General features: G+C 31.6%; 24 protein-coding genes. 14 read left to right on the forward strand and 10 right to left on the reverse strand.

The genetic code is table 11. The features are described from left to right. Positions 1-5: 5 nt before the first annotated feature. The 8 genes from ACJ6WR_RS06075 (at position 6) to groL (ending at position 6504) form a co-directional block, all read left to right on the forward strand. Positions 6-617: a hypothetical protein gene (locus tag ACJ6WR_RS06075; RefSeq protein ID WP_039118721.1), complete on the forward strand. Its 612-nt coding sequence runs from the start codon at positions 6-8 to the stop codon at positions 615-617. Positions 618-642: 25 nt separating this feature from the next. After that, a complete protein-coding gene (locus ACJ6WR_RS06080) occupies positions 643-1899 on the forward strand; it encodes a sigma-54-dependent Fis family transcriptional regulator (RefSeq protein ID WP_039111500.1) in 1257 nt (418 codons plus the stop codon). A 63-nt stretch (positions 1900-1962) separates the two neighbouring features. Continuing rightward, positions 1963-2466 carry an LptE family protein gene (locus ACJ6WR_RS06085; protein ID WP_086895117.1) on the forward strand — a complete coding sequence of 168 codons (504 nt, stop codon included), beginning with the start codon at positions 1963-1965 and terminating at the stop codon, positions 2464-2466. 102 nt (positions 2467-2568) lie between these two features. Next, positions 2569-3597 (forward strand): tetratricopeptide repeat protein, encoded by a 1029-nt coding sequence (locus ACJ6WR_RS06090; RefSeq protein ID WP_409417333.1) that lies wholly within the window; start codon positions 2569-2571, stop codon positions 3595-3597. A 3-nt stretch (positions 3598-3600) separates the two neighbouring features. Next, entirely contained in the window at positions 3601-3942 is a 342-nt protein-coding gene (gene secG / locus ACJ6WR_RS06095) for a preprotein translocase subunit SecG (protein WP_039111503.1), read from the forward strand. A gap of 142 nt (positions 3943-4084) precedes the next feature. Beyond that, positions 4085-4360, forward strand: coding sequence for a co-chaperone GroES (groES, locus tag ACJ6WR_RS06100; RefSeq protein WP_035623321.1), 276 nt, complete (start codon positions 4085-4087; stop codon positions 4358-4360). 80 nt (positions 4361-4440) lie between these two features. Next, the gene (locus ACJ6WR_RS06105) at positions 4441-4800 is read left to right on the forward strand and encodes a four helix bundle protein (protein ID WP_086895115.1); all 360 of its coding nucleotides are present in this window, start codon (positions 4441-4443) and stop codon (positions 4798-4800) included. A gap of 75 nt (positions 4801-4875) precedes the next feature. After that, complete coding sequence (groL, locus tag ACJ6WR_RS06110) at positions 4876-6504, forward strand: chaperonin GroEL (RefSeq protein WP_039111504.1); 1629 nt, start codon at positions 4876-4878, stop codon at positions 6502-6504. 198 nt (positions 6505-6702) lie between these two features. Here the strand turns inward: groL and ACJ6WR_RS06115 are convergent, their stop codons facing one another. From ACJ6WR_RS06115 to xrtF, 8 genes are all read right to left on the reverse strand, one after another. Beyond that, positions 6703-7386 carry a DedA family protein gene (locus ACJ6WR_RS06115; protein WP_039111505.1) on the reverse strand — a complete coding sequence of 228 codons (684 nt, stop codon included), beginning with the start codon at positions 7384-7386 and terminating at the stop codon, positions 6703-6705. Between the two features lie 130 nt (positions 7387-7516). After that, positions 7517-7906, reverse strand: a complete 390-nt coding sequence (locus tag ACJ6WR_RS06120) for a heavy-metal-associated domain-containing protein (protein WP_409417334.1) — start codon at positions 7904-7906, stop codon at positions 7517-7519. Between the two features lie 45 nt (positions 7907-7951). Next, the gene (locus ACJ6WR_RS06125) at positions 7952-9958 is read right to left on the reverse strand and encodes a TonB-dependent receptor plug domain-containing protein (RefSeq protein ID WP_409417335.1); all 2007 of its coding nucleotides are present in this window, start codon (positions 9956-9958) and stop codon (positions 7952-7954) included. A gap of 73 nt (positions 9959-10031) precedes the next feature. Further along, a complete protein-coding gene (locus tag ACJ6WR_RS06130; protein WP_039111605.1) occupies positions 10032-10433 on the reverse strand; it encodes an HYC_CC_PP family protein in 402 nt (133 codons plus the stop codon). A 72-nt stretch (positions 10434-10505) separates the two neighbouring features. Then, the gene (locus ACJ6WR_RS06135; RefSeq protein ID WP_409417336.1) at positions 10506-11861 is read right to left on the reverse strand and encodes an MBL fold metallo-hydrolase; all 1356 of its coding nucleotides are present in this window, start codon (positions 11859-11861) and stop codon (positions 10506-10508) included. Positions 11862-11904: 43 nt separating this feature from the next. Beyond that, positions 11905-12735, reverse strand: a complete 831-nt coding sequence (locus tag ACJ6WR_RS06140; RefSeq protein ID WP_039111508.1) for an ATP cone domain-containing protein — start codon at positions 12733-12735, stop codon at positions 11905-11907. A gap of 61 nt (positions 12736-12796) precedes the next feature. Further along, entirely contained in the window at positions 12797-13240 is a 444-nt protein-coding gene (locus ACJ6WR_RS06145; protein WP_409417337.1) for an exosortase F system-associated membrane protein, read from the reverse strand. Continuing rightward, positions 13230-13766: an exosortase family protein XrtF gene (gene xrtF, locus ACJ6WR_RS06150; protein ID WP_409417338.1), complete on the reverse strand. Its 537-nt coding sequence runs from the start codon at positions 13764-13766 to the stop codon at positions 13230-13232. Before xrtF ends, ACJ6WR_RS06145 begins: the two co-directional genes overlap by 11 nt. Before the next feature lie 71 nt (positions 13767-13837). On the opposite strand from xrtF, the gene ACJ6WR_RS06155 reads away from it, so the two are divergent. The 4 genes from ACJ6WR_RS06155 to ACJ6WR_RS06170 all read left to right on the forward strand — a co-directional run bounded on the left by ACJ6WR_RS06155 (position 13838) and on the right by ACJ6WR_RS06170 (position 17954). Next, complete coding sequence (locus ACJ6WR_RS06155; RefSeq protein WP_409417339.1) at positions 13838-14293, forward strand: GAF domain-containing protein; 456 nt, start codon at positions 13838-13840, stop codon at positions 14291-14293. Between the two features lie 44 nt (positions 14294-14337). Then, positions 14338-15309 (forward strand): energy transducer TonB, encoded by a 972-nt coding sequence (locus ACJ6WR_RS06160; protein ID WP_409417340.1) that lies wholly within the window; start codon positions 14338-14340, stop codon positions 15307-15309. Positions 15310-15397: 88 nt separating this feature from the next. Beyond that, positions 15398-15664 carry a 30S ribosomal protein S15 gene (rpsO, locus tag ACJ6WR_RS06165; protein WP_039111513.1) on the forward strand — a complete coding sequence of 89 codons (267 nt, stop codon included), beginning with the start codon at positions 15398-15400 and terminating at the stop codon, positions 15662-15664. 154 nt (positions 15665-15818) lie between these two features. Next, positions 15819-17954 (forward strand): polyribonucleotide nucleotidyltransferase, encoded by a 2136-nt coding sequence (locus tag ACJ6WR_RS06170; protein ID WP_039111514.1) that lies wholly within the window; start codon positions 15819-15821, stop codon positions 17952-17954. Between the two features lie 77 nt (positions 17955-18031). On the opposite strand, the gene ACJ6WR_RS06175 is transcribed toward ACJ6WR_RS06170, so the two are convergent. Together ACJ6WR_RS06175 and ACJ6WR_RS06180 are read right to left on the reverse strand one after the other, a co-directional pair. Further along, positions 18032-18649 (reverse strand): hypothetical protein, encoded by a 618-nt coding sequence (locus ACJ6WR_RS06175; RefSeq protein WP_409417341.1) that lies wholly within the window; start codon positions 18647-18649, stop codon positions 18032-18034. A gap of 4 nt (positions 18650-18653) precedes the next feature. Continuing rightward, complete coding sequence (locus ACJ6WR_RS06180) at positions 18654-19397, reverse strand: LA_2272 family surface repeat-containing protein (RefSeq protein ID WP_409417342.1); 744 nt, start codon at positions 19395-19397, stop codon at positions 18654-18656. Positions 19398-19500: 103 nt separating this feature from the next. Here ACJ6WR_RS06180 and ACJ6WR_RS06185 point away from each other — a divergent pair, with 103 nt between their 5' ends. Both ACJ6WR_RS06185 and ACJ6WR_RS06190 read left to right on the forward strand, forming a co-directional pair. Beyond that, a complete protein-coding gene (locus ACJ6WR_RS06185; RefSeq protein WP_409417343.1) occupies positions 19501-20463 on the forward strand; it encodes a hypothetical protein in 963 nt (320 codons plus the stop codon). A 132-nt stretch (positions 20464-20595) separates the two neighbouring features. Beyond that, positions 20596-21354, forward strand: a complete 759-nt coding sequence (locus tag ACJ6WR_RS06190; RefSeq protein ID WP_409417344.1) for a hypothetical protein — start codon at positions 20596-20598, stop codon at positions 21352-21354. The last annotated feature ends 15 nt before the right edge of the window (positions 21355-21369 follow it).

Here is a 21369-nt window from a genome sequence, read left to right on the forward strand (position 1 = left end):
TTAAAATGATACTTAAAACAATAACTTTTATAGTTCTTATATCTTTAATTTCTTGTTCTTCTATTAAAAATAAGACAGAAGTTAAAGAGGTATCAAATCAGTTCTATTTTAAACTAGATGGCATATATACAGAGAAATTTGACGACAATTCAACAGACATCTATTTTTTTAGCTCAATCGATAGTGTTGTCTATTTTTCGAAAATAACAAAAGAACATTATGATTCTATTGACAAACTAAAATTATCAACAACACCACTTGGAAGATATTTAGTAAGCGGTAACAACATTAAAATACAACAGGATATTGACAAATTGGTAAAAATTAAACCGAAAAGCAGTTACAATTTTCTTTTCATGTTTTTACCTACTAAATTTGGAAGTAACAGAAATGTAACATTGATAGATAAAGAAATTATTACCGAAGGAGAAATAAAAAAAGATAGTATTATTTTAACAAAAGAATATTTAGGCACTGAAGAATTAAATTTTAAGAAACGAAAAGGTTCTAAAATAATTCCTAAAAATTCTTTATTAATCGCTAACACAAACCTTAAAGGTATCGTTACAAAAGAAAGTAAATACAGCGCGAATAAAGCAACAATAGTATCAAATTAATTCGTGACAAAAAGAAAATATACAAATGGAGACAGTTCAAGCTATAAAACAACGTTTTGAAATTATTGGAAATGATCCTAAGCTTAATCGCGCCATCGAAAAAGCAATTCAGGTTGCGCCAACCGATATTTCGGTAATGGTAACTGGAGAAAGTGGTGTTGGTAAAGAAAGTATCCCAAAAATCATACACTCGCTTTCACATAGAAAACACGGAAAATACATAGCTGTAAACTGTGGTGCAATTCCAGAAGGAACTATAGATAGTGAATTATTTGGTCACGAAAAAGGAGCTTTTACTGGTGCTACAAGTACACGTGAAGGTTATTTTGAAGTTGCTGACGGAGGAACTATTTTTCTGGATGAAGTTGGAGAATTACCACTTACCACACAGGTAAGACTACTACGTGTACTAGAAAATGGCGAATTTATAAAAGTAGGTTCATCACAAGTACAGAAAACAAATGTGAGGATTGTTGCAGCAACCAACGTTAATTTATTTAATGCAATCGAAAAAGGTAAATTCCGTGAAGATTTATACTATCGTTTAAGCACTGTTGAAATTACTTTACCTCCTTTGCGTGAGCGAAAAGAAGATATTCATTTATTATTTAGAAAATTCGTATCTGATTTTGCTCATAAATACAAAATGCCTCCATTAAAACTAGATGATGATGCAGTACAACTATTGCAAAAATTTAGATGGAACGGTAACATTCGTCAGTTACGAAATGTGGCCGAACAAATTTCGGTTCTGGAAACAAATCGTGATATTACTCTTGCAACACTACAATCTTACTTACCAGCCGAAGGTCCAAATTTACCTTCTGTAATTAATGATAAAAAAAATGATAGTGACTTTAATACGGAGAGAGAGATTTTATACAAAGTTCTTTTTGACATGAAAAGTGATCTGCATGATTTAAAGAAACTTACTTTGGAATTAATGCAAAATGGTAGTGCCAATGTACAGGAAACCAATAAAAATTTGATCAAAAAAATATATGGTTCCCAAGAAAATGATAGCGAAATTGATTTTGAAGAAGAACCAAGAACAGCTGTTATGACAACTCCTAATCGTGAGGAACAATACCAGTCAAACGATGACAATTATTTATTTGCAGAAACAATCGAAGAAGAAGAAGTTTTACGATTAGAGCAAAAAGAAATCGAAATGATTAAAAAATCATTAGAAAAAAATAAAGGAAAACGAAAAGCAGCTGCAGACGAATTAGGAATTTCGGAGCGAACTTTATATCGAAAAATAAAACAATTTGATTTGTAAAAAAACAAATGGAGTAAAATTGATTAACTAAAATAAATACCTTTGGTTCTTTTAAAAAATAAAATGAAAAACATACAGTACCTAATTATAATTGCAATTCTTTTCACCTTTAGTAGTTGTTCTGTTTACAACTTTACAGGAACAGGAAAAATTGATGCAAAAACATTTCAAGTTAATTACTTCCAGAATAATGCTGATTTAATTCAGCCAGGACTGGATCGTACTTTCACTTTACAATTACAGGATCTTATCCAAAATCAAACTAACCTGAATTTAGTAAGTACAGGTGGTGATTTAGTATATGAAGGAGAAATTACCGATTACAGAATTAGCCCAATGACTGCAACAGCAGATCAACAAGCGTCTCAAAACAGATTAAAAATTCGTGTAAACGTACGATTCACTAATAAAAAGAAAGAAACTGACGATTTCGAAAAATCTTTTGAATTCTATTATGATTATCCTGCGCAAGATCAACTTGTAGGATCTGTATTAGACACTGCTCTTAAAGAAATTTTCGACCGTATTACCCAAGACATATTTAATGAGTCGTTGGCAAAATGGTAAAAAGGTTGATTCGTTTAATTGGTTAATCGTCAATTCGATTCAAAAAAAACGAGTATACAAATAAATAATTCAACGAATAAACAGTTAAACAATTTTAAAATAATGAATGTTAACGATTATACATACCTAATAAACAGACCCGATGCTATTACAGAAAAGCAAACGGAAGCATTAGGCAATGTATTGAATGAATTTCCATATTTTCAGAGTGCAAGAGCATTACGATTAAAAGGGCTTTACAGTCAAAACAGCTTTAAGTATAATTACGCCTTAAAAGTTACCGCTGCACATACAACAGATAGAGCTATTTTATTTGATTTTATAACATCCGAAACTTTTTCGATCATTCAAAAAGAGTATTATGACAAAAAAGCTTTGGCTCTTTTAGACATAAATGTTGTTGATAGCGAACATCTTTTACCTGAAGTCGTTGCTCTGGAAGATTTTATAGAAAAGGTAGAACCTAAATTAATAGATCCTATTGAGCGCTCTATTCTTACTTCTATAAAGGAAGCATCTATACCCAATATTGAGGAGAATGTAAATACTCCTGAAGAAACTATAGAAACCTTAGAAACTATAGAAAGCACTGAAGCTATAGAAACGGCTGAAGAGAATCTGGAAATAGGAAAACCTTTAGATTTTTCAAAAAGCGAAAAACATTCTTTTCAAGAATGGCTTCAACTTTCCAGAACTGAGCCTATTGAGCGAAAAGAGGAAAAGAAAAAAGAAAAAATCGAAGTAAAAAACGAGGAAAAGAAAGAGAAAGAAGAAAAGGAAGAAGAGAAACAAGAAAAACTAGTTGAAATTGATTCTTCTATAATCGAAATTGACGAAGAGAAAAAGAAAAAAGCTGAGTTAATAGATAAATTTATTGAAACAAGCCCAAAAATCTCTCCTGTAAAACAAACCACAACAGTTGCAGCAAACATACAGATAGACATTAACAAGGACGATAATACCTATTTAATGACAGAGACTTTAGCCAGAGTATATTTAGAACAAAAGAAATATACAAAAGCAATACAAGCATATGAAATATTAATTTTGAAATATCCAGAAAAAATTAGTTTCTTTGCAGACCGTATTTCGGATATTAAGACATTACAACAAAATAACAATAATAATTAAACAATGAGCACATTTTCAATTTTTTTAGTTTTAATCACAATAGTATGTTTTCTATTGATCGTAGTAATCATGGTTCAAAACCCTAAAGGTGGTGGATTATCTTCAACAATAAGTGGATCTCAAATGTTAGGTGGAGTTCAAAAAACAACTGACTTTTTAGACAAAAGTACTTGGACTTTGGCTACAATTTTAATTGCATTAATCTTACTTTCTAGTTTAAGTTTTACTGGTTCATTAAGCGATGTAGAATCTAAAATTATCGAGAAATCTACAACTACTGCTCCAGTCACTACGCCTGCAGCTCCAGCACAAGAAGCACCTGCTGCGACAAACCCAGCAAAATAATACATTCTTTATAAAATATAGAAATGCCAGCCTGTCAAAGCTGGCATTTTTTATAAGAAATAATGTCAGTTTTTTTAAGGTGGCATAGTTTCTGAAAGTTTATAAGCAAACAAAATTATAAACATAACATAATTATAAAATCATGACTTTAAACATTAAACCGCTTTCAGATCGCGTACTTATTGAGCCAGTTGCTGCTGAAACTAAAACTGCGTCAGGGATTTTTATTCCAGATACTGCCAAAGAAAAACCACAAAAAGGAACTGTTGTAGCCGTAGGTAATGGTACTAAAGACCATACTATGACTGTGAAAATTGGAGATACAGTTCTTTATGGTAAATATGCAGGAACAGAATTAAAACATGAAGGAATTGATTATTTGATTATGCGTGAAGATGATATCTTAGCGATAATCTAAAGGGTTTACGCTATAAGCTGTAGGCTTTAAGCTTCCTCAGTTGCTTAAAATATATTACCTAAAGCTTAATGCGAAAAAAAATGAGAGATTTTAAGAAATATGATGTCTGGCAGTTAAGTCATTCTTTTACTTTAAAACTATATAAAATTACTTCTATATACCCAAAAGAAGAATTGTATGGATTGACAAGTCAGATTCGAAGAGCATCCTCGTCAATACCCACAAATATTAGTGAAGGATGTGGAAGAAATAGCGACAAAGAATTTAATCAGTTTCTCAATATTGCTTTGGGTTCTGCCAATGAAACAGAATATTTACTATTACTCTCAAAAGATTTAAATTACATTAGTATTGAATTATATGAACCTCTTGAAAAGGAGATAAACATAATTAAAAGCAAAATTTACAATTTAAAAAAAGCTTTAATCAATTCTATTTAAATAAAAAACAAAATTAATCAGCAGTATGAGCCTAGCTTAAAGCCTAAAGCATACTGCCTAAATCTAAAAACAAAAATGGCAAAAGATATAAAATTTGATATTGAAGCACGTGACGGATTAAAACGTGGTGTTGATGCATTGGCAAATGCAGTAAAAGTAACTTTAGGACCAAAAGGTCGTAACGTAATCATCGGAAAATCTTTTGGTGGACCAAACGTAACTAAAGATGGTGTTACAGTTGCTAAAGAAATTGAATTAAAAGACCCATTAGAAAATATGGGAGCTCAGATGGTTAAAGAAGTAGCGTCAAAAACTAATGATTTAGCTGGAGATGGTACTACAACTGCTACAGTTTTAGCTCAAGCAATTGTAAAAGAAGGTTTGAAAAACGTAGCTGCCGGAGCTAACCCAATGGATTTAAAACGTGGTATCGACAAAGCTGTTGAAGCTATCGTTGCCGACTTAGCTAAACAAGCTAAAGTAGTTGGAAGTGATTCTGAAAAAATAAAACAAATTGCATCTATTTCTGCAAATAACGACGAAGTAATTGGTGAGTTAATCGCTACTGCTTTCGCAAAAGTTGGAAAAGAAGGTGTTATTACTGTTGAAGAAGCAAAAGGAACAGATACTTTCGTAGATGTTGTAGAAGGAATGCAATTTGACAGAGGATACCTTTCTCCATATTTCGTTACAAATCCTGAAAAAATGGAAGTAGAATTAGAGAATCCATATATCCTTTTGTACGACAAAAAAGTTTCTTCTTTAAAAGAACTTTTACCAGTTTTAGAGCCAGTAGCTCAATCAGGAAAACCATTATTAATTATTGCTGAAGATGTTGACGGAGAAGCTTTATCAACTCTTGTAGTTAACAAATTACGTGGAGCTCTTAAAATTGCTGCTGTAAAAGCACCTGGTTTTGGAGACAGAAGAAAAGCAATGCTAGAAGATATCGCTATCTTAACTGGAGGAACTGTAATCTCTGAAGAAAGAGGTTATACTTTAGAAAACACTACAATCGAAATGCTAGGTACTTCTAAAAAAGTAACTATCGATAAAGATAACACTACAATTGTAAGTGGTGCTGGCGAAGCTGACATGATCAAAAATCGTGTAAACCAAATTAAAGGTCAAATGGAAGCTACAACTTCTGATTATGACAAAGAAAAATTACAGGAACGTTTAGCTAAATTAGCTGGTGGTGTTGCTGTACTTTATGTTGGTGCTGCATCTGAAGTAGAAATGAAAGAGAAAAAAGACAGAGTTGATGATGCATTACATGCTACTCGTGCTGCTGTTGAAGAAGGAATTGTTGCTGGTGGTGGAGTTGCTTTGTTAAGAGCTAAAAACGCTTTAAGCGAAATTAAAGCTGACAATGCTGATGAAGCTACAGGTATTCAAATCGTATCTCGTGCTGTAGAAGCTCCGTTAAGAACTATCGTTGAAAACGCAGGTCTTGAAGGCTCTGTAGTTGTTGCTAAAGTTGCTGAAGGTTCTGGTGATTTTGGATACAATGCTAAAACTGACGAGTATGTAGATATGCTTAAAGCAGGGATTATCGATCCTAAAAAAGTAACTCGTGTAGCTTTAGAAAATGCTGCTTCTGTAGCAGGTATGATCTTAACTACTGAATGTGCTTTGATCGATATTAAAGAAGATAATGGAGGCGGAAACCCAATGGGTGGAGGTATGCCAGGAATGATGTAATATCCTTTCTGACTTACAAAAGTCCCGAAATAAAAAAATCCGAAGTTTATAGCTTCGGATTTTTTGTTTTAACACCTATCGTATTTTTCCCACCATCTCTTTCTTTAGCAATTTATTAAAGCTAAAAAGTTGTTACGATAACAATCATAAATAAATAAAAATCCGAAGTTTAAGCTTCGGATTTCTTAGTTTTAATATCTATTGTATTTTATCTGCTGGTCTTTTCTTTAGTAGTTTCATTAAAACTGGAAAAGTCGTTATGATAACAATAATTATAATGATGTATTCAATATGCTGCTTTAAGTCAACTCCTTGTTTCAAAAACACACCGTAAAGATAGTGTCCTGAAAATATCAGAATGAAAGCCCATAAAAATGAACTTAAAATATTGTAGAACATAAATTTCTTTTTGTCCATAGATACAATTCCTGCAACTATAGGCGCAAATGTTCTAAAAATTGGTAAAAAACGAGCATAGATTATAGCTTTACCTCCGTATTTTTCAAAGAAATCTTTTGATTGTAACAAGTATTTTTTCTTAAACCAAAATGTATCTTCTTTTTTAAATAAATAATAACCGCTTTTGGCTCCAAACCAATAGCCAGTCATATTACCAAAAATTCCAGAAATAGCCACCATTAAAGAGAGCAAAAAAACATTTATAAAGTCGCTTTCGATATAAACCATATTCTGGATTAAATCACGGCTATAAATTCCTGCTAAAAAAAGTAAGCTATCACCTGGTAAAAAGAAACCTGCAAAAAGTCCTGTTTCGGCAAAAACTATAAATATAACAATGTATAAACCAATTTGAAATCCACCAATGGTAAGGGTAATATAAAACTCAGGATTGATTAATTGAGTCCAATCAAAATTATTCATATAAGCGATTTATTCGTTAAATTTATAAGTTGGTGAAAGTAATAATAAATTAGTTTAGCCACAATAAATTGGCATATTTTAAAGTTTTATTAACGCTATAAAAAGTCAAATTCACACTTGTTCTCTAATATTATTTTCTTTCATATTGGCAACACGTCGGAAGTCCATCATAAACATCTTGCGTAGTCTTCGCTGCATCAGTATCATGACCTACTTTAGCAATAGCATTTTTTACATCTACAAGTGAAGTTTTCTCTTCATTCAAGATTAAATTTAATTTATGGCTACTAATATCCCATGTTGCCGATTTCACTCCCGAAACACTAAAAGCTGCTTTTTCTATTCGCTTTTTACAATCCTCGCAATTACCACTTACTTCAGTCTCGTATTTTGCATTCTTATTCTTTTTCTCTTGTGCCTGAGCAGCAAATGAAAAAAGTGTCAACAGTAAAACTATTATTACATTATTACTCATCATTTTTCTATTATTTTTTGGGAGTTCATAAATCTTCGATTTCATTTTGTTTTATTTTTAAGGGTTTATTAAATTATATTTAAGTTGTTTTTATTTTATTTTAAATCGTAATCCTGCATAATACATTTGTCCAAAAACCGGAGCATAGACAATCGACGCATCAAAATCTTGCCCAAACGGATTATCACTTCCTAAGATAGCCTTGTCTTGTCGGTAATTTCCAATATTCTCCCCTCCTACATACACTTCAAAAGTATCCGAAAAAACTCTTGTTACTTGTGCATTCATCAAAGAGTATGAAGGTGAAAACTCAGGCAATCTATCCTTTTCTGGATTTGAAGCTGTGTTTGGTAATTGCTGTTGTCCAATCCAATTAAAAGTATAGTCCATTTTCCATTGCTTTCCATCAACAAGATTTGTTTCATATTCCAGATTACCAAAAAAACGATGTTTTGCCTGCAATGGTCTTGCGTAATTTCCAGATAAATAATCTGTTCGAATATCATAATATTTATAAGCCGAACGGAAATTAAAATTCTTTAATAATTCATAATTAAACTCAACTTGCAAACTATTAGCATATGATTTTCCGTTTAAATTATAGAATAAAACTTCCTGTGGACTTTGCATTACATCTACAACAACCTGATTTTGAAAATCGGTTCTGTATAAATCAAAAACAACTTCGGCATGTCTATCAAAAAGAGAAAATCTTTGCGAAAAGCTCAACCCATAATTCCAAGCGATCTCAGGATTCATTCCGTAAATTTTACCGCTATTATCAAGAATCGAGAATACTCTTGAACTAGCAAAGAGTTGCTGATTCTCGGCAAAAATATTAGCAGAACGTTTTCCTCTTCCTGCTGAGAATCTCAAAACTGCTTTCTCCCAAGGGCTGTACCTTACATGCAAACGTGGTGTTACAAAAGTTCCCAACCGATTATGATTATCTATTCTTCCGCCTAAAATAATACTGAAGTTGTCAGAGTTGTCATACGTATATTCAAAGAAAGCTCCAACAGAATTATCGATTCGGCTATAATCAGTTATATTCACAAACTCCTGATATTGATCGTATGTAAAGTTTAATCCTGCTGCGAATTTGTTCTTAGTATTATCGATAATCGAATTAAAAATAAAATTAGAATAATAACTATTCTGCTTGATATTATAATCATTTAAACCATAGTAAGATTTCTGATTATGACTATTAAATGCGTTCTGAAAACCAATACTCTGAAAAGGCATATCTGGAAAAACATAACCTATTTTGGTCGAAACATCAATTCGCTCTGTATTTATTTCAGATCCCCAATAATTAGTTGTGCCTTTATCCCGATCTTTATCAAAGTCAAGTTCGCCCGTTTGCTTTTTGTCATTCATATACCTAAGATTAACAAAACCAACCCAACCTTTCTCGGCATTAGTATATTGATAACGATTTAGAATATTGATTTGCTTCGCTAATGGATTATCCATAAATCCATCATCATTCATATCGGTTTTTGCAACACGCGCATTACCATGAACCAACAAACTTGTTGCCCATTTATCCGAAAGTTGCTTAGTAAAATGCGTATTTAATTCAAATCGTGAATCGGTAGAGCCATAAGCATTCAAGAAGAACGGGATATCATTCATCGGCTTTAACAACTCTGTGTTTATTTGTCCTGAAATACTTTCGTAACCATTTACAACACTCCCAGCTCCTTTGGTTATCTGAATACTTTCGACCCAAGTTCCTGGTGTAAATGACATTCCATAGGCTTGAGAAGCTCCACGAACTGATGGAACATTCTCTTCAGTAATCATTAAATATGGACTCGTAAGCCCCAACATTTTAATTTGCTTCGTTCCCGTTAATGCATCCGAAAAGTTAACATCAATAGATGGATTAGTTTCAAAACTTTCGGCAAGATTACAACAAGCTGCTTTAAGCAATTCTTTACTTGTTATAAGCGAAGTATTTCCTGTAAGTGTATATGATTTTTTAATTCCTTTTTGCTTTTTAGTAATCTTAACTTCTTCCAATTTTTCTTGTGCAAAAACAGGAATACAAAACAAAAGCATAGCAAAAAGTGCTATATTTTTTTTCATGAGAATAATTTTAATGTTTAAAAAAAGTAGATTCAAACCATACTGAATGATTTGACTTTAAAAAACATTAAAATCAGGCGTAAAATATATATTGGTGATAGAGTTTAAATAGCGGAGGTGCATGAGCATCGCTATAATATGCAATTATCTGTTTGTTTTTAAAACTCGGAATAGAGAAAAACGCAACAGTTTTAAATTCTTGTAGTGTAAAAGGAAAATCAAACTGAAACAAGAATGTTTTAATCGTAGCTGTATCTGACTTTTTCTCAAAATGAACTACTTTGTCTTTACAACAAGATGATTTTTTTTCGGAAGTAATTCCACAACATGTCTTTGTTGGTGGAGCTTCTACAGTTTTATTTAATGAAATTGAAGCTAATTTGTCGCCACAATAATGCACATCAAAAGCTAGTCCTACATTGCAAACCAATAGTAGAAATGCTAAAAATAAACTAGTGCATTTTTTTATATTCATATCGTCTGCAAAATTAGCATTATAATCAATTCTTAAAATCAAATTCTTGTTAAAAATTTCAAAAAGTACCTTTTACAAGTCAAACTCCTGCCCCATTAAAGGAATAGAACAATTAAAACCGTATTTCTCTTTAATTTTTATACGAAGCGCATCTGCAGGAACATTTTCTCCATGAACCAGAAAAACTTTTTTGGGCTTATTTTCTAATGCCGAAAGCCAAAGGAGCAAATCATCCTGATCGCCATGAGCAGAAAGTCCCGCTATTTCTAAAATCTTAGCTTTAACTGGAAAATATTTACCTCTAATTTTAATTTCATTATCACCTTCTAATAACTTTCTACCACGAGTTCCTTCGGCTTGATAACCAACAATAATTACCGTTGTTTCACGCAATCCGATATAATGTTCAAAATAATTTAGAACCCTTCCTCCTGTTGCCATTCCGCTTGCAGCAATAATAACCTTTGTACTTTTATTATAAATTATATCCATCGTTTCCTGATAATCCGAAACTAGAGAAAACATTTTGGCCATACCTGTACATTCTTCCATCGTTAATTTATGCCATTCTCTATTATTCATAAAGATTTCTAAGGCACTAATTCCCATTGGTGTATCAATAATATAAGGAATATTCGGGATCCTACCTTCTTTCTTAAGCTGCCACAACAAATACATTACACTTTGTGCTCGCTCTACGGCAAAACTAGGAATGATAACTGTTCCCTTTTTCTGAAATGTCGCATTAATGTATTTTTCCAGTTCATCTTTAGCATCGGTATCTGGATGCAATCGGTTTCCGTAGGTACTTTCTAAAAATATATAATCAGCAATTTTAGGTTTTTCTGGAGGATATAACAGTACATCATTATCACGACCGATATCTCCCGAAAAAACTAGTGTTTTTTTCTCAACCGTTAATGCAATGCTACAAGCTCCCATAATATGTCCCGCAGTAAAAAAAAATGCCGAAATATCTGCTTCTAAAAGAAATGGTTCATTTACTGTTACCACTCTAAAAAGCGGGAAGACTTTCCTGGCTTGTTCCACTGTATAAAGTGGTTCTGCTATTTCATGTTTAGAATATTGCTCTTCGTTAGCTTTATTAGCTTCTTCTTCCTGAATCTTAGCACTATCCAGAAGGATAAGCTTGGCTATTTCTTTTGTAGGGCCAGAACAATATATTTTCCCTTTAAATCCCTGGTATACCAATCTCGGCAACCAACCACAATGATCTAAATGTCCATGTGTAAGCAACACAAAATCTATAGTTGAAGGTAAAATAGGCAAAGGTTCCCAGTTGAGTTCCCGTAAAGGTTTTATCCCCTGAAACTGCCCACAATCAATTAAAATTCTAACCCCATTACTCTCAATCAACGTTTTGGAACCTGTTACTGTTCCCGCACCTCCAATGAATTTGACTTTCATTTTATTTGAATTTAAATTACACCGACAACAAAAAGCAATACTCTCAAGAATACCTACACAGTTCTGAGGCTTCTTTTGTAACACTTTTTATTCTTTGAGAACTCAATCCAATTTCTTCTAAACAACTGCGGTTATTCAACAATTCTTTAACCAAAATCACATCCAAAGCCAATAATTTATCCTTTTCGGCCAAAGCAAGTGTGGTTAAACAAGTTATAGGATATAGATTATTATTCTCATTCTTTGTTCTCAAGTTATTATTTGCAGGATAATCCCAACTTAATAAATTTAATCCTGAACACGCTCCAAAAGTCATCGCATCCAATGTAAATCGATTATTGGTAACTATCCAACACTCTGAGATAACATCTTTGTCTGTAAAAACAGGATGTCTCCTTTCTTTAATATCATTAAATCGGGATAGAATATACATTGGTACTTTTACATCTGTAGATGCTTCTTTTCCCATATGAAACTTACATTCTACCATTGCAATAACATCATTCTTTTTTATCAGGACATCTATTTCATGAGTAACACATTTGCCTTGCAAAGTCAAATTAGTCTTTGTTTCATAATTTTCTTTAGAGAAAAGTCTGGCTATATATTTTTCGAAGTAAAAACCAGCAGGTCCTAATAACTGAATGGCTTCTTTTAGGTTATAACGTGCCGCATGCGAATGGGATATTTTTCGTAACAACTTAAAAGCCATCTTATAGATTCTCTTAGTCGAAATCCCCTCGTACATTTCTTTCTCTATCATTTGTAAAACATCCTGAACAACTGATTGATTTGCACCAGAATTCAAAAGAGATTTCTCTAGTTTCTTTCTATCAAAAACAACAGTATCTCCTGATTTTTTTACAACTCTCATTTATTTTTTGATTTGAAAATTAAACAAATACAAATCGACTAATAAAGGTACAAAAAAAGGGCTATTTATTTATTTTTTGATAATAAAATCCAGGAATAAACAACAGTATAAGAATAGGTTGAATTAAAAAACGACGTACATAAAAAAGAATCAAATTATTATGGTTGCCATAAAAATAAATAATACAATAGAAAGCAATAATGAGGATAAGAAAAAACAGAACATATAAAACCGAAGCAAACTTAACCAGTTCTGTTTCTCTAAAAATAACATAAATTATTCCTAATGATATAATCGTATTTAAGAAATATCTAAATAACAATCCCAAGAACAATTGAATCGAATTGAATTGAGGCAGAGGAAGTTCTTTATAATCTCTCTCAAAATAAACGAGAAAAGGATCATAAAATAATTGATTTTCGTATGCTCTTATGCCTGCCAGAAGAAACACAAACACAATTAAGAGAAAAATTCTTGATTTATTTTGAAGAATATTATTTAGCATATTTTGAAAATTTACTTACCCAAATAATCCACAAAATAAAAACTACTCCATAAATAACCAATGGAAAAAGCACACCATGCAAAAGATGTGTTTTCTCTGGAAAATAATATAACAATCCTGCTAATGAAGCGATTCGGCAAATATTAAGAATATAAATAAAAAGACTTCCTCCTAGAATATAAAACAATGTCGGCTTTAATTTACCCGAAAAAGCGACTATAAAAGCGACAAACAAAATAATCACGCTAATCGCATTACAACCTTCAACAATTACAGCAACTACTTCCCGATTGTAGAATATCTGTAAATATGGCTCTGAGGGAATTTCATCAACCCTAGCATCATTATTAAATAATTGCAATAACCACTCGGTATGATTGCCTACTAATTTTGTTATTCTATCTATTTTATCATTCTCAAAACTACCCAAATAGAATTGATAAACTAATGTCAATAGAATATAAGTCCCAAAAAATGTACCTATAAAAAGAAGAAAAGGCTTGTACTGGATTAAATATTTTTTCAAGAGAAATTTTTAACAAATTTATGTATTTTTTGAATTTGGCTTTAAATACTTTTGTATAAAAACTAAATAAGATGACTTTTCAGGAATTACAACCAAAAATAACTGCAATTGTAGCAGATACAAATCAGTCTAGAGACGAAAAACTATTAAACATTTGTCAATTATTAAGCGACAATGTTGACTATTATAACTGGGTTGGATTTTATTTTGCCAATCACGAAAATAAAACATTGCATTTAGGACCGTATGTAGGAGCTGAAACTGATCATACTGTAATTCCATTTGGGAAAGGAATTTGTGGACAAGTTGCTGTTTCTAGCGAGAATTTTGTAGTTCCAGATGTAGCTGCTCAAGACAATTATATTGCTTGTAGCTTTACTGTAAAATCTGAAATCGTGGTTCCTTTATTTGTTGACGGAATAAATATTGGTCAAATTGATATTGATAGTCACGTTCTAGATCCGTTTACCGAAGCTGATGAGAAATTTTTGGAATTTGTTAATCAAGAAGTTGCTAAATTGTATTAAAAATACTATTATATTTGTTTTTTATTCTTAAAAACCAAATACAAATGAAATCTGGTCTTTCCTATTATTATTTTACGATTGCACTATTCTTATTAGTAACTACAAAACTATTAGCTCAAGCTCCAACACCAGTAAGCAAATTAGTTTACTTAGATTCTATGTGGGCAGAAACCTCTGAAGAAAACCACAAATATGTAAGACTTATTGAAGAATATTATTCGGATAAAAAAGCTTATATTTTTAAGGATTTCTATAAATCGAAAGCTATAAAGATGATTAGTACTTCATCTGATAGAGACATAATAAGAAAAGATGGACAATCTGTTTATTATTATGAAAATGGAAACAGAGAAACGTCTGTTAGCTATTCTGATGGAAAAAAAACTGGAAAAGAATACAATTGGTACAATAACGGAAATTTAAAATCTGAAATCGAATATTTCGAAAACAAAGAAAAAATTGTTGAGTTTAAAATTAACAACTATTGGAATCTTCAAAAAGAACAAAAAGTATCGGAAGGAAATGGCGATTATGAAGATATCGACGACAATGGAAATGAAGAAAGCGGAAAAGTAAAAAATGGATTCCCTGATGGAACCTGGAAAGGGAAAAGTAAAAAAAGCAAATATACTTTTGTCGAGAACTATGAAAATGGTAAATTAATTTCGGGAGTAAGTACTGACTCTTTAAACATTGAACATCCATACACTATTATATTTCAAGCTCCAGCACCTAAAAAAGGAATTAATTCTTTTTATAGTTATGTTGCAAAAGCAATGTACATCCCTAATGAAGCTAGAAATAAAGTTTCGGGAAAAATATATTTATCCTTTATAGTAGACAAAGAAGGAAAATTAGTTGAACCTCGAATCCTAAAAGGAATTGGTTACGGATTAGACGAAAACGCAATTAGCGTGATTAAACACGCTAAAAATTGGAATCCAGGGACTAAAAGAGGAATTCCGATAAGAGTTCTGTACACATTACCTATAACAATTAGAAAAAATACTCAATAAAATTTATTTTTAGAGAAAAAAGTACTATTTTTGCACCCGTCTTACAAAAGTTGTATGACATACATAAAAATCATTAAATAATATTGGAATGTATTTAACTAAAGAAAAAAAGGAAGAGATTTTTGCACAACACGGTGATGTTACAAACACTGGAAAAGCTGAAGGTCAAATCGCATTGTTCACTTACAGAATTTCACACTTAACTGAACACTTGAAAAAAAATCGTCACGATTATAACACTGAGCGTTCACTTGTACTTCTAGTAGGTAAAAGAAGAGCTTTGTTAGATTACTTGAAGAAAAAAGAAATCAACAGATATCGTGAGATTATCAAAGTATTGAATATCAGAAAATAATCAATATAAAAAAGAGGTGCGAGAGTGCCTCTTTTTGTTTTTACACAAACAAAGAAAAAAAGTTTGGTTTTTCATTGGGTTTTAGGCATTAACTACGCACAACAACAACTACAACACAACTAAAACCCATTGTATAACCAATAAGGAAAAATTTATGATTCCACAATTATTTGTAGAAAAAATCGATTTAGGTGATGGCAGAAGCATCACAATCGAGACAGGACGTTTAGCTAAACAAGCTGATGGTTCTGTAGTAGTAAGAATGGGCGATACGATGATACTTGCAACAGCAGTATCTGCACGTAGCGCTAACCCAAATGTTGATTTTTTACCATTAACGGTAGATTATCGCGAAAAATTTGCAGCAGCTGGTCGTTTCCCAGGAGGTTTCTTTAAGAGAGAAGCTCGTCCAAGCGATAGCGAGGTATTAACGATGAGATTAGTTGACCGTGTTTTACGTCCGCTTTTCCCAGATGATTACCATGCTGAAACACAAGTTATGATTCAATTAATGTCTCATGACGAAACTGTTATGCCTGATGCTTTAGCTGGTTTAGCTGCATCTGCAGCATTAGCAGTTTCAGACATTCCTTTTTACAACTTAATTTCTGAAGTACGTGTTGCACGTATTGACGGAAAATTTGTAATTAACCCAAGTAGAGAAGACTTAGCAAAATCTGACATCGACATGATGATTGGAGCTTCTATGGACTCAGTTGCGATGGTTGAAGGAGAGATGAAAGAAATTTCAGAAGCTGAAATGGTAGAAGCAATTAAATTTGCTCACGAAGCTATTAAAGTTCAAATCCAAGCACAATTACGTTTGCAAGCTGCTTTTGGTAAAAAAGAAATTCGTACTTACGAAGGTGAGAAAGAAAACGAAGAAATTTACAAAAAAGTAAAAGCTGCAGCATACGATAAAATTTATGCTATTGCAAAAGTTGGTTCGGCTAAACACGAAAGAACTGCTGCATTTGCTGAAGTAAAAGAAGAAGTAAAAGCTTTATTTACTGAAGAAGAATTAGCTGCTGATGGAGATTTAGTTTCTAAATATTTCTACAAAACAAACAAAGAAGCTGTTCGTAACGTAGTATTAGAATTAGGTGTTCGTTTAGATGGTAGAAAAACAACAGATATCAGACCAATCTGGTGTGAAATTGATTATTTACCAAGAGTTCACGGTTCTTCTTTATTTACACGTGGAGAAACTCAAGCATTGGCTACAGTAACTTTAGGAACTTCTAGAGAAGCTAACCAAATTGATTCTCCATCTGAACAAGGTGAAGAGAAATTCTACTTACACTATAACTTCCCTCCTTTCTCGACTGGTGAAGCAAAACCTCTAAGAGGAACTTCAAGAAGAGAAGTTGGTCACGGTAACTTAGCTCAAAGAGCTTTAAAAAACATGATCCCTGCTGATTGTCCTTACACTATCCGTATTGTATCTGAGGTTTTAGAATCTAACGGTTCTTCTTCTATGGCTACAGTTTGTGCTGGAACAATGGCTTTGATGGATGCTGGAGTTCAAATGGTAAAACCAGTTTCTGGGATTGCTATGGGATTAATTACTGACGGTGATAAATTTGCTGTATTGTCTGACATTTTAGGTGATGAAGATCACTTAGGAGACATGGACTTTAAAGTAACTGGAACTGCTGACGGTATTACAGCTTGCCAGATGGATATTAAAATTGATGGTTTACGTTATGACATCATGGAGCAAGCTTTAGGGCAAGCACGTGAAGGACGTTTACACATTTTAGGAAAACTAACTGAAACTATTGCTGCTCCAAGAGCAGACGTTAAAGCGCATTCTCCAAAAATCATCACTAGAACTATTCCTGGAAACTTTATTGGAGCATTAATTGGACCTGGAGGAAAAGTAATTCAAGAATTACAAAAAGCTACTGGAACAACTATTGTAATCAACGAAGTTGATGAGCAAGGTGTTATCGAAATCTTAGGTACAGATCCTGCAGGAATTGAAGCTGTTTTAGCTAAAATTCAATCTATTACTTTCAAACCTCAAATGGGCGAAGCTTACGAAGTTAAAGTAATTAAAATGCTTGATTTTGGAGCTGTAGTAGAATATACTGCTGCACCAGGAAATGAAGTTTTACTTCACGTATCTGAGCTAGCTTGGGAACGCACTGAAAATGTTACTGATGTAGTTAACATGGGAGACGTTTTTCAAGTTAAATACCTTGGACTTGATCCTAAAACAAGAAAAGAAAAAGTGTCAAGAAAAGCACTTCTTCCAAGACCTCCACGTGAGGAGAAAAAAGAGTAATCAGATCTTAGTTTACTAAAGGTTTATTCATAGAAAACCCCAATTCATTTAGTTGAATTGGGGTTTTTCGTTTTTAGCTATTGTCGATAAACAATTCCGAACATTAAACTCTGTGATCCAAAATCTTTCTCAACCTTATCATTAAACAATCCATAAGGAGACCATTGATAATGACATTGTAATCCAATATTTTTATAATTGAGCTTAATTCCTTGCGACAGGTAAAATGTAGTCAAAACTTCTTTTGTATGCTCTCCATCTTCAAAATCTAATTCGTCTGGCGCTTTATAAAAATTTAAAGCCAAACCAATTCCTGAATTCCATTCCAAATTAAAATCTTTTTTTCGCATAGATAAAGGAACAACTTTTGCAAAACGTGTTCCGATGTTTATTGCAAAATGACTGGATTTGTAATTTACAATAGAATCTCGATATTCAAAATTAGGTTCTACTGTTTTTTTTGGTATAAAAAAATTAAATCCAAAATCTATAAAATCTTCCCGATTTATTTTATTTCTAAACCAAAAACCAAATGAGGGCGATAAATCAAACTTATCAGAAAGTTTCCCGATTGGTTGAACAAAACCAGCCTCAACATAAATTCTTTCATAATCATCATACGAATCTTGAGATTCATTTTGAGAGAATACAGATTGAGAAATTATACAAACTAATATTATAAAAAGTTTTTTCATGATTTTACCAATTTAAAAAAGGCATTGACCTTTTATTATTTATATTCCAAAGTCCTAATTGAAAACCTTTAGAATTTGATTTATTAAAAACACCAATCTGTAATCCTCTATTAATTTGTGCCTGATTAAAAACTCCCAAATGCAATCCCTTCAACTCATACGATTGATTATAAACTCCAATTGTCGAACCAATTAAATCATTATTAGCATTATAAACACCTATTGACAATCCGTTCTGATTATCAGCAATAGTTCCCAAAATAGTAACTGAAAATCCATTAAAATCGTTGAACTTGTTTCCTGCCGAAATATTTAAGCCATTCATGCTTGTTGTTGTAAAAAAGCAACCTGAACTAAGATTTAAGCCATTCAATTTTAAATCAGGAGTATAATTTACATTCCTAATTTTATAATCTTCTTCAGAATTTTTTATAACTTTTATTTTATTGTTCTTTATTACATCATCAATATGCATTAACATCATAAAAGCATATAATACTCCAGCGGCAGGCGCCGGGTTTGCTTCTATATTTATCCCATTAATCGTTTGACGCTCTATATTTTTATTATTAATATGTCCAAGACCAAACACAAGCCCATTTACTTGATCTACTTTTTTAGAAATTGGAGATAGACTAAAAATTTTCGAGTGCTGCGCAACAGAATCAATAGCCTGAATTCCAATTGTATCCTGAGCATATATTCCTCCAAAACCAAATAATAAGGATACCAAAATTGATGTTTTCATAAATCATTATTTTAAAATTTCAGGACAAACCTATTGCAATAATCACATATAAATTTGCTTAAAACAATAAAACTATTTCTTATATTTGTGATTATCGCAAATTATGAAATATCAAGAATCATTTCTAAAAGCAATTCGAAGTAAAGTTTCTAAGTCAGCCTCTTTAATAGATGAGGTCGCCTCTGTTTTAGAGATTAGCTATGATGCATCGCACCGAAGAATATCCAAAAAAAGTAAATTTTCGATAGACGAAACCATCAAACTTGCAGATCATTTTAATATTTCGTTAGATAATTTATTTTCAAAAAAAGAAAAAGTTATTGTTGAAAAAACAATTGAAATAGAGACATTAAAAGATATGCTTCAGTATTTCAAAACTTCAGCAGAACAAATTGAATTTTTAACCAAAAATCCAAAAACTACTCTTTTTTATTCCGCCAAGGATATTCCGTTATTCTATTTTATGGATGGTACAATTTTATCAAAATTCAAAGCTTTTGTATGGCTAAATCTTTTAAATACTAAACAGAAGAAAGTTACTTTTGAAAATTTTGTAATCGAAGAATCCTTTACAGAATACATGCAAAAATTGAAAAATGTTTATGAAAATGCTATTGTAAATGAGATATGGAATGACACTACGATAAACAGTAGTCTACAGCAAATTTTATATTTTTATGAAGCCGGTTTACTTAACCTAAAAAATGCAAATGCACTTTGTAAAGACTTAAAAAGAATCATTAATTCTATTCAGGAAAAAGGCAATAAACCAAATTCTAATTTCACTATATACTACAACGAGTTAATATTATTAAACAATAATATGCTCATAGAAACCGAAGAAAAACTAACCATGTTTGTTCCTTATACCTTACTCGGTTATTTTATTACTGATAATGTAGACAGTTGCAAAAACGTACATCAATTCTTTAAGCAGCAAATTATCAACTCAAAGTCTTTGGGCGCTTCGGGAATCAAAGAGCAAAATTCATTCTACAATCGAGCCAATCGAAAAATAGATTATTATGTCGAAAAAATAAATTCTCAGGTAGACCTATTGTTTTAAAGGAATAATTGATTTTTTTATTTTTTGCAATAGCTATTATATTACTATTTAACACATTTACGTGATATTTATAACATTTTTTTAATACTTTTGAAATTAAGCAAGAAATTAACTTTATATCAAAAGATACAGTTGAAAAATTCCCAAAACAAACTAACATTACTATTACTAGGCGTTATCATAAGCATTAATGCTTTACATTCACAAACAAACAAAGAAACTTCTATATATAATTTGTTTGATAAAGCCATAGGTAAAGAAAATTTAGCAATATACAATGGCTCACGCCATGTGAACTATTACAGAACAATAGATAACAGCCATAGTTATTATTTTTCAAATAACTTTAGTATTGGAAATCTTAACTATGAAGGTCAAGACTATAATAACCTTGATCTTAAATACGATGTTAACAATGATGTTCTGGTCTTAAAAGCCACTGGCGAATTTGACTACCTAGGAATTAATGTCATAAAAGAAAAAACAGCTAGTTTTAGCATTAATAATAAGAATTTTATTAATGTAAACTACAACAATCCTACATGTCCAGACTACATGAATGGTTATTATCAAGAAATTGTTTATTCTCAAGATGATGTTCTTTATATTAAACATCATAAAAACAGAGGAAAGATTATTGATAATAAAAGAATTTCTGATGTAGCTAACCAAAATACATTTGATGAATTTATTGAGAAGAATGATTTTATCCTAAAACACAAAGGCAACTATTATAAAATAAGTTCCAAAAGTGATATTATCAAAATATTTCCCGAGTCTAAAAGTAAAATAAAAAATTATTACAATAACTATTCTCAGTTAGAGGAATCGGATAAGAAAATTTTCATTGAAAATCTAATAAAAGAAATCAACAGTACTCCCTCTAACTAATGTATTCAATTAAAA

The sequence above is a fragment of the Flavobacterium sp. PS2 genome (genome assembly GCF_046250155.1).
Taxonomy (GTDB): Bacteria; Bacteroidota; Bacteroidia; order Flavobacteriales; family Flavobacteriaceae; genus Flavobacterium.